Below are 8,784 nucleotides of genomic sequence, written 5' to 3'. Positions count from 1 at the left end.
TCCGTGCTCCAGGGCCACGGCGATCGCGTCGTCGCCCTCGAGTGGCACCCCTCCGGGCGCTGGCTGGCCTCGGCCGGCTTCGACGGTCGGGCGCTGCTGTGGGCCCTCGACGAGGACGGCCGCTCCCTCGCCCCGCCCCTCGAGCTGCCCCACGCCGACAAGGTCTACACCGCCGTGTTCAGCCCCGACGGGCGCTGGGTCCTGACCGCGTCGCGCGACCACAGCGTGCGGCTGTGGCCGGTCCCCGACGCGGTCCCGAGCGGGGCCGAAGACGAGCCGGCGGCGCTGCGCTCCATCGAGCTGCGCGGCAACGAGGACCTGGTGTGGACCGCGGTCTTCTCTCCCGACGGCCGCCGCGTGGCCTCGGCCGGGCGCGACGGCAAGGCCCGCGTGTGGGACCTGCCCGAGGACCTCGAGGCTCACCTGGAAGGCGATGCCCTCGAGCCCAGCTCGACCGCCTCCATGGGCCACAACATCGTGTGGGAGGTCGACTTCTCCCCCGACGGGACGCGCCTGGTCGCCGCCAACGAGGACGGCACCGCGGTGCTGTGGCGCGTCGACGACCCCCGGGAGCTGGTCGTCCTGCTCGGCGCCGAGCGACGCGGACGCATCGCCGCGGCCCGCTTCTCCCCCGACGGTCGCTTCGTCTACACCGGCGGCGTGCAGGGCTCGCTGCGCATCTACCCGGCGCTCCTCGAGCCGCTCCCAGAGCCAGAGCCAGAGCCCCCGGCCCCGCTCCCCGATCTCGACGCGCCCCCGCCCGAGCCGAGCGAGCCCGAGTCGGCGGACCCCGACGCGCCGATGCTGCGCGAGCTCATGCCCGAGCGCACCATCCCCCTGCGCAGCAGCACCATCAACCGCTTGCGCTTCTCCGCGGACGGCCGCTCCCTCGCCGTCGCCACCCGCCTGGGCGCGGCCATGCTGTTCGAGATCGGCGAGGACGGCCTGCCCGTGCGCGGCTCCCGGCGGACCTTCCCCAGCGACGCCGGCGAGATGTGGACCGTCGACCTCAGCCCCGACGGGCGCTGGCTGGCGACGGGCTCGCGCGGGACCCAGGGCCTGGTCTGGCCCCTCGACGGCGGCCCGCCGGTGGTCCTCGTCGGCCACGGCAACGACGTGTTCCGGACCCGCTTCTCCCCCGCCGGCACCTTGCTCGCCACCGCCAGCAACGACGGCTCCGTGCGCATCTGGCCCACGCAGTGGGGCGGGCTGAGCCGCCGGCTGGTCCCGACCCCGAGCGGCTCTCGGGGGCGCAGCGAAGACCCCAAGCCGCCCAGCACCTTCGCCCAAGACCACAGCCGCGGCCTGCTGCTCGCTGGCTACAACGACGGCCGCGCCTACCTCTTCCCCGTCGCCGCCGACGCGCCCGCGCGTCCCCTGGTCGCCTTCGAGGGCGGACCCCAGGGCGTGTTCGAGGTCGCGCTCCACGAGTCGGGCTGGCTCGCGACCGCCCTCGCAGACGGCACCATCGAGGTCCACGCCACGGACGCCCTGCTCGCCCGGGCGGGCGCGGAGACTCCCCCCGGCTCCGGCGGTGAGCTCGAGCCGCTGCGCCGCCCCAAGCCCCTCGCCCGCCTACCCACGCCCGCGGCCGACGTCCGAGCCCTGCGCTTCGACCCCACCGGTCGGTGGCTGTTCGCCAGCCACTACGGCGGCACCGGGCAGCTGTCCGTCTGGGACCTCGCCGCGCTCTTCCCTGACGGCCCCGCCACGACCCCGGAGGCCGTCGGCGCCCCCGCGCCCAGGAACTTCGACGACTTCGAGCACGCCGATCCGCGCTTTTCGGGGGTCGCGGACCTGGCCTTCGAGGGCGAGGGGCGCTTCGTCGCCGCGGGCGGGCAGCAAGGCGGGCTGGTCCTGTGGTCGCTGCCCGGGTTCGAAGAGCGCGCCCGCCTCGACCTTCACTCCAGCCGCATCCTCGCCGTGGCCGCGTCGGCCAACGGTCGGCGCGTGGCCACGGCCGGCACCGACGCCATCGCCAGGGTCCTCGAGCTCGACGCGAGCGGCCGCGTCGTCGGGGAGCCCCGCACCCTCGAGCACGGCGGGCCGGTCTACGACATCGCCCTCGACGAGGCGGGCGCCCGCGCGGTGACGGCCTGCAGCGACTCCAAGGTCTACCTGTGGGATCTCGAGCGCGACCCCGTCGCCCTCACCTTGCTGCCCGGCTCCGTCGGCGAGTTCCACGAGGTCCGCTTCGCCTTCGACGAGCGGCGGGTCGTCGGCGTGTCGCAGGACGGCACCGTGCGCGTGTGGAACCTCGACGCCGGGCCCATCGAGGACGCCGTCGCCCTCGGCACCAACGACCGCCTCTCGACCCTCGCGGTGTTCGAGGACGGGCAGATCATCGTCGCCGGCGGGGCCCAGCGCGAGCTGTGGCAGTGGCGGCTGCCCTCCCTCGAGGTCAGCGACCTGTCCGCGCGCCTGCGAGCCTCGACGACCATGTGCCTGAGCGCCGAGCAGCGCATGCTCCTGGTCGGCGAGCCCTCTGACATCGCCCACGCCCGCGCCGCCGACTGCTCGCGCACGCACCGGGCCCGCGACAGCCGCTGACGCCCCAGGCGGAGGCTCCGCTCGAGGTCACGAGGCGCGCAGCTGCGGCGCGTCGACCTCCCACGCCCACATCATGCCAGCCATCAAGCTCGCGTCCGAGGACAGCCCCGCTCGAAGGTTGCGCATCCCGCAGACGAGCGGGTTGGACGACTGGACCACGGCGCCCGTCCGCCAAGAGCGGTTGACGAAGCGACGCGCCCGCTCGACCCGGGCGGACTCGTAGCCGAGCAACCCAGCCTCGACGCTGGCCGCCGCGCTCAGCTGCTCGGCCAGCGCGACCGCGTCCTCGATGGCCTGGCACGCCCCCTGCCCCATGTTTGGCGTCATCGCGTGGGCCGCATCGCCCAACAGCGCCGCGCGGCCGCGGACCCACTTCGACGCGGGCGGACGATCGATGATGTCGTTGCGCAGGATCGACTCGACCGGCGTCGCCTCGAGGAGCTCGGCGACCGGCGACGCGAAGCCCTCAAAGCGCTCCCGCAGCTCCGCGCGCACGTCGCCCCCGTCTTCACCGCCGCGCGCGGCGTTTTGCGTCGCAAACCAGTACGTCGCCTCCGGGCCGATGGGCGCGAAGCCGAAGCGGATCCCCGGGCCCCACAGCTGCCCCACGACCCCAGCCCCCCGCGGACGCGGCAGCGCGCTGATGCCCCGCCAGCAGGTATAGCCGGCGTAGCGCGGCGCCTCCTCGCCCAAGAGCGCCGCGCGAACCCGGGAGTGGATGCCGTCGGCGCCGATCAGCGCGCTGCCCCGCAGCGCCTCCCCCGAGGCGAGCCGCACCTGCACGCCTTCGCCGTCGTCTTCGAAGCCGACGAGCTCCGCGTCGAAGCGAATCGCTCGCTCCGGCAGGGCGGACGCGAGGATCTTCGACAGCGCCGCGCGGTGAATGGCGACGCTCGACTGACCCAAGCGCGCCGCCGCCTCGCCCAGGGCCAAGGTGGCCATGGAGCGCCCCCGGTGCGTGTCGATGCGCCCCGAGACGATGACCTCCCCCGCCTCGCGGACAGCCCCGTCGAGGCCCAGGGCCGACAGCATCTGCATCGCGTTGATCTGGATCGTCAGCGCCGCGCCTGCGACTCGGAGCTGGGGAGCGCGCTCGAGCACCAGCACGGGGCGCCCCACCCGGGCCAGGGCGACCCCCGCCGCGAGCCCTCCAGGGCCGGCACCTGCAACGATGATTGGAGCGTCCACGGCTCCCAACGCTACACCCCAGCTCGGGCCTGGTCCAGCGAGGCGACCAGGCCCGGCGCGCTACAGGCTCGGCTTCTCGACCGTCCGCGGGGGCGGATCCCGGAAGCTGTAGAAGAACTCCAGCTTGGGCTCGTCGGGGTCGTCGGTGTGCACGAAGAGCGAGTGCCGGGTGTCCTTTTGAACCTGGCTCAGGGCCTCGAACTTGGCCACGTCGACGGTCGCGGTGATCGTCACCGCGCCGCCTTGGGCCTCGCCGACGCTCAGCTCGAGCACCCCGAGGGGCTCTTCGATCTTGGACAGCTCGGGCGCCTCGCCGTTGCGCGCGGCCACGCGGATCATTCGCGGCGCGAAGGCCCCCTCTCGCCGCGTAAAGCGGAAGCTCTTGGCGTACTTGAGGTTCGAGACCACCAGCGCCCGGACGTCGACGCGCAGCTGCTTGCCGTCCTCGGCGGAGGTCGTGACCTCGACCCGGCTGGCGTAGTTGCCGACCTTGGGGTCGCCGCGAAAGTGGACCTCGTAGTGGGTCTCGTCGACGGCCTCGAGCTCGAAGTGGGTCTCGTCCTCGAGCTCGACCTTGGTGATCGAGACCTCCCCGGGCTTGGCCACGCGCAGCTCGAAGCTCGCGCTCGCCGGCTCGCCCACGGGGACGTCGCGCATGACCACGAAGCTCGGCTCGGCGGCGATGTCCAGGTACAGCTCGCCCTTCATGTGCAGGGCGAACTCCGGCTTGTCCGGGTCATCGCTGCGCACGATGATCTGCTTGTGAATCTCGGGCTTGCGGCCCTTCTTGGCCGTCAGCGTGACCTTGATTTCCCCTTCCCCGCCCGGGGGAAGCACGTCTGCCGAGAGGACAGACGCCGTGCAACCTCATGTTCGGCGGACGCCGTCGATGTGCAGATCGGCGTCGCCGTGGTTCTCGATGGTGAACACGTGGGTGACCGTTTCGCCAGGGCGCAGGCTCCCGAACTCGAAGGTGTCGTTCGGCGAGGCGATGCTGGGTCCGCCGGTCTTGGCGGGCGCGGGCGTCTCCGCCTCGACCTGCGCCGCGGCTGCGGGCTCGCCCGCCGCCGTCTCCTCGCTCGTGGGCGTCGGCGCGGGCGAACACGCCACGCTCGCCAGCGCGAGGGAAAGCAAGAGCGAGGCCGAAGACGAAGCCGCGGAAGGCATGGCCGAGCATAGCAGGCGCCGAGGGCGACCCGAGCAAGCTCACGCATGACGCGCGCGCCTGGGGGACATGTCCCCCATTCCATGGACAATGCTGGTTGCCTAGCCATGCAACGACTGAACCTGAACACCAAGCTTCCCCTGCTCTCTCGACTGCTCCCGGGCGTGCTGCTCCTCGGCCTGAGCACCGCCTGCGCCGACGACGTGACCGATGACGACGGCTCCGACGAGGCCGGGCAGACCGAGGACGCCGAGACCGACGCGGGCACCGAGGACACCGGCACCGAGGCGGGGACCACCGGCGAGACCGGCGAGACCGAGAGCACCGGCGAGACCGAGGACACCGGCGAGACCGAAGACACCGGCGAGACCGAGGGCACCGAAGACACCGGCGAGACTGGCACCGGAGAGGAGACCGGCACCGAAGAGGAGACCGGCACCGAAGAAGAGACCGGCACCGAAGAAGGGACCGAGACCGGCACCGAGACCGAGCCCGACCCCGGCTGCGAGGCCATGGACGCCATGGGCGTCGGGCCGTGCGAGGCCTTCTTCGGCTACGCCTGGAACGGCAGCGAGTGCGCCGGCCAAAGCGGCTGCGAGTGCGTCGGCTCCGAGTGCGACATGCTGTTCGAGAGCGCCGCCGCCTGCGAGGAGGTCTACGGGATGTGCGAGGGCCAGGACGCCTGCGCCCCCGACGACGCCGTGGGCGTGGGCTTTTGCGACCTCTTCCTCGGTTGGGCCTGGGACGGCGAAGCCTGCACGCCGATCAGCGGCTGCGAATGCGCGGGCTCGGACTGCGACAGCCTGCCCCTCGACCCCGGGCCCTGCGAGGCCGAGCACGCCGAGTGCACCGACAACCCGCCGCCCCCGGACTGCGAGGACCACCTCACCCCCGACGCCTGCGAGGCCGACCCCGACTGCATGGGCATCTTCGGCTCGCCGATCCAATCCGAGCCCGCCTGCCTCGACGTCAACGGCCTGTTCGCCTGCGCCGACGGCCAGTTTGGCTGCTTCCAGGTCCTGACCTGGGCCTGCGAGGCCGACGACCCGGACGCCACGCCCACGCTGTTTTGGGACAGCTGCATCCCCGCGAACTACGAGGTCTGCTCGCCGCCCTTCGTCGAGCCCGAGCCCTGCGAGTGAGCTCGACCCCCGCACGATCGCGTCTGTGTCCGCGCGCGGGCGCCCTCGCCCTGCTGCTCGCCTCGCTGACGGCCTGCGCCGAGCCCTTCCCGGACTGCGCCGACGAGCCCGACGCCCCGACCTGCCTGTCCGCGGACGGCGTGCCCCTCAGCGGCAGCTACGACCCGGCCCTGCGCGAGCTCGACGAGCGCCTCGCCAGCTACGTCTCGCGCTACTGCGTCGGGGCGGCGACGCTGGCCGTGTCCGTGGACGGAGAGCTGCGCCTGAGCCGAGGCTACGGCTACCTCGACGGCCCGCCCTCGCGGGGCTGCAAGCGCTGGCCCGAAGACCCCTTCGTCGGCGGGGAGCCGGTCTCGCCGGACACCCCGATCCGCATCGGCAGCGTCGGCAAGAACATCACGGCCGCGGTCACCCGTGACGCCGTGCGGGCCGAGCTCGCCGCCCGGGGCCTGCCCGCGGGCGAGGCCGACATCGAGGCCCTGCCCCTGGTCGGCGGGCCCTTCCCGCTGGTCTCGCCGCGGATCGGCGCGGTCATGGCCGGCGAACGGGCGCCGCCCTTCCCCGTCGAGGACTCCGCGTGCAGCGAGCTCGCCGACAGCCGCTGGGCCGACGTGACCCTCGGCGACGTCCTCAGCCACCGCGCGGGGCTCCACCGCGGGCTCATCGATGTCATGACGGGCACGCGCATTCAGGCGATCCGCGGGCTCGACAGCCCCGAGGCCCTCGCGGCCGAGCAGGCCCTCGTCGACCCGCCGGCCACGGCCCTCGACCCGAGCAGGGGCTACTTCCTCCGGGCCGAGACCAACGAGGAGGCGCTCTACGGCCAGCTCGGCGCCTGCCTCGAATTCCCCCCGGGGACCCAGTCGCGCTACTCCAACGTCGGCTTCGATCTGCTCTCGCACATCGCCCACACCGTCAGCGGCAAGCGCGAGCTGGCGCGGCGCGGCGACGCGGACTCCCACGCCGACTCCCTGGTCCACGCCATGGTCCGCGACACCCTCGGCGTCGAGGGGGGCGCCCGCTCGACCTGGGGCATCTACCTCAGCCAGCCCTTCGTCGGCGAGCGCGACCTGGCCGAGCCGCACTACCGCGAGTGGGACGGGGCGAGCTACTACCCGACCTACCGCGACCCCAAGCGCCCCTTTTGCGAGTACGACCCCGCCACCGGGGCGTGCAGCCTCGACGCCTGGCGAGACGAGGACACGCCCTACACCGAGCTGTGGACCCGCACGCGCGTGCACATCCCCTACAAGTACCGGGGCAAGTCCGTGGGCACGGGGCTGGTCGCCGCCGAGGCGCCGCTGCTCGTCCGCTTCCTCGATCACTACTGGGTCGGGTCGACGACCAAGGGCAGCAGCTACGACGGCCTCGCCTGGTACGGCCGGCCCCGGGCGACCCACCACAGCCCCAACAACCGCGACCACGACGGCGGCCTGTCCGGCGCGAGCGCGTGGGTGGTGCAGCTCGTGGGCGCGCCCTTGCGCTACGACGCCCTCCCCCTCGAAGGGGGCGCGTACGCCTTCGAGGCCCCCAAGCTCGACGAGCCCGCGACCTGCGACACCACCCCCGACGGGGTCAACCTCGCCCTGCTCATCGCCCAGGGCAACAGCGCCGAGTGCTCGGACTGCGACCTGGCCCTCTCGCGCCTGCGCAACGGCCTGCTCGAGGCCCTGTGCGAGGTCGACTGGGACACCCTCGAGTAGCCCGAGTCACCCTCAGCGAGTCCCCCGAGCCGCCCTCAGCGAGTCCCCTGAGTCGCCCGAGCCGCCCGAGCCGCTCGGCCCAAACGAGTGCCGAACGAATCCACGCCCCCGCTCGCGGGGGCGACCACATGCCCTCTCCAAGGCACGAACCCCATTGCCCACCAAGCCTGAGCGGAGGAGCGGAGCGACGAAGCGTCCCCGGTCCCAGGCGCCTGCGGGGGCAAAACAAAACTCAGCCCGCGCCGACGATCTCGATCAGCTCCTCGGCCTCGATGGGCTTCTCGAGGAAGTGGTCGACGAGCTCGGGCTCGAGGTAGGGCGTCAGCTCGGAGTAGGAGCTGCCCGAGAGCAGCACGCGGGTGACCTTGGGGTGGCGCTCCCGGACCTGGCGCAACAGCCAACCACCGTTGGGGCCGGTCATGTTGAAGTCGACGATGATGACGTCGAAGGGCTTGCTCTCGAGCACCTTCAAGGCCGCCTCGGCGCCCAGGGCGATCTTGACGTCCGCGTCCTCGCCGAGCAGCCGCATGAACGAGCGCAGGACGTCCGGATCGTCGTCCACTACCAGTACCTGTTTTGCTCCGTCCGTCACGCGCTCCTCGCGGGCGGCCCGCTCGCTCCGCGGGCCTCCCTGGCATCAGTATAGAGAATCGCGACAGCCCAATGGAATAGAATCGCGCCGCTCCTCCGTTCGGGGGGCGCTCCATGCTCCCCCCGGCACATCCCCCCGAGGATGGCTCGCCCCCCTCCTCCCCTGCGCCCTCGCCACCCGAGGTGAGCGCGGATCAGCACGCGACCGGGCGGACGCACGCGGGAGCCCGCTCGCTGCGCGCTCGATGGCGCAAACTCGAACCTCGCTGGCTGCGGATCCTCGTCCTCGTCGGCCTCTCGGGGGTGTCGTCCATGGCGCTGGGCGTGGGCCTCGTCCTGGGTACGGTGTGGTGGTACGGGCGCGGGGCCGACGACGTCGACCCGGAGCAACTGCGCGCCTACGCGCCCATCCAGGTCACCCGCGTGCTGGCCCGAGACGGGACTT

At 72.9% G+C, this 8,784-nt stretch carries 8 protein-coding genes; 4 read left to right on the top strand and 4 right to left on the bottom strand.

Features of this window, described 5'->3' with window-relative positions; genetic code table 11:
• Positions 1-2,550 (top strand): WD40 repeat domain-containing protein (locus PPSIR1_RS40665; protein WP_006977172.1); only part of this gene is annotated, 2,550 nt, incomplete at its 5' end.
• A 27-nt stretch (positions 2,551-2,577) separates the two neighbouring features.
• Here PPSIR1_RS40665 and PPSIR1_RS40660 read toward each other — a convergent pair.
• Genes PPSIR1_RS40660 through PPSIR1_RS40650 form a run of 3 tightly spaced genes read right to left on the bottom strand, consistent with a single transcriptional unit; the run spans position 2,578 to position 4,905 of the window.
• On the bottom strand, positions 2,578-3,738 hold the full coding sequence (locus PPSIR1_RS40660) for an FAD-dependent monooxygenase (protein WP_045117740.1): 1,161 nt from the start codon (positions 3,736-3,738) through the stop codon (positions 2,578-2,580).
• A gap of 60 nt (positions 3,739-3,798) precedes the next feature.
• Positions 3,799-4,575: a hypothetical protein gene (locus tag PPSIR1_RS40655; protein ID WP_006977170.1), complete on the bottom strand. Its 777-nt coding sequence runs from the start codon at positions 4,573-4,575 to the stop codon at positions 3,799-3,801.
• Between the two features lie 30 nt (positions 4,576-4,605).
• Positions 4,606-4,905 (bottom strand): DUF1573 domain-containing protein, encoded by a 300-nt coding sequence (locus tag PPSIR1_RS40650; protein WP_086002154.1) that lies wholly within the window; start codon positions 4,903-4,905, stop codon positions 4,606-4,608.
• Positions 4,906-5,010: 105 nt separating this feature from the next.
• Between PPSIR1_RS40650 and PPSIR1_RS45370 the strand changes: the two genes are divergently transcribed.
• Together PPSIR1_RS45370 and PPSIR1_RS40640 are read left to right on the top strand one after the other, a co-directional pair.
• The gene (locus tag PPSIR1_RS45370) at positions 5,011-6,045 is read left to right on the top strand and encodes a hypothetical protein (protein ID WP_157596510.1); all 1,035 of its coding nucleotides are present in this window, start codon (positions 5,011-5,013) and stop codon (positions 6,043-6,045) included.
• Positions 6,042-7,748, top strand: a complete 1,707-nt coding sequence (locus PPSIR1_RS40640) for a serine hydrolase domain-containing protein (protein ID WP_006977167.1) — start codon at positions 6,042-6,044, stop codon at positions 7,746-7,748. Before PPSIR1_RS45370 ends, PPSIR1_RS40640 begins: the two co-directional genes overlap by 4 nt.
• Before the next feature lie 232 nt (positions 7,749-7,980).
• Here PPSIR1_RS40640 and PPSIR1_RS40635 read toward each other — a convergent pair whose 3' ends face one another.
• Positions 7,981-8,310 (bottom strand): response regulator, encoded by a 330-nt coding sequence (locus PPSIR1_RS40635; RefSeq protein ID WP_006977166.1) that lies wholly within the window; start codon positions 8,308-8,310, stop codon positions 7,981-7,983.
• Between the two features lie 212 nt (positions 8,311-8,522).
• Here PPSIR1_RS40635 and PPSIR1_RS40630 point away from each other — a divergent pair.
• A partial coding sequence (locus PPSIR1_RS40630; protein WP_006977165.1) for a hypothetical protein occupies positions 8,523-8,784 on the top strand: 262 nt, incomplete at its 3' end.

This window comes from Plesiocystis pacifica SIR-1 (assembly GCF_000170895.1).
Taxonomy (GTDB): Bacteria; Myxococcota_A; Polyangia; order Nannocystales; family Nannocystaceae; genus Plesiocystis; species Plesiocystis pacifica.
This window is presented reverse-complemented; position numbering and strand designations above follow the sequence as displayed.

Coding starts and splice junctions, on each gene's coding strand:
- PPSIR1_RS40650 (WP_086002154.1), bottom strand. CDS start 4,905: ATGCCTTCCGCGGCTTCGTCTTCGGCCTCGCTCTTGCTTTCCCTCGCG.
- PPSIR1_RS45370 (WP_157596510.1), top strand. CDS start 5,011: ATGCAACGACTGAACCTGAACACCAAGCTTCCCCTGCTCTCTCGACTG.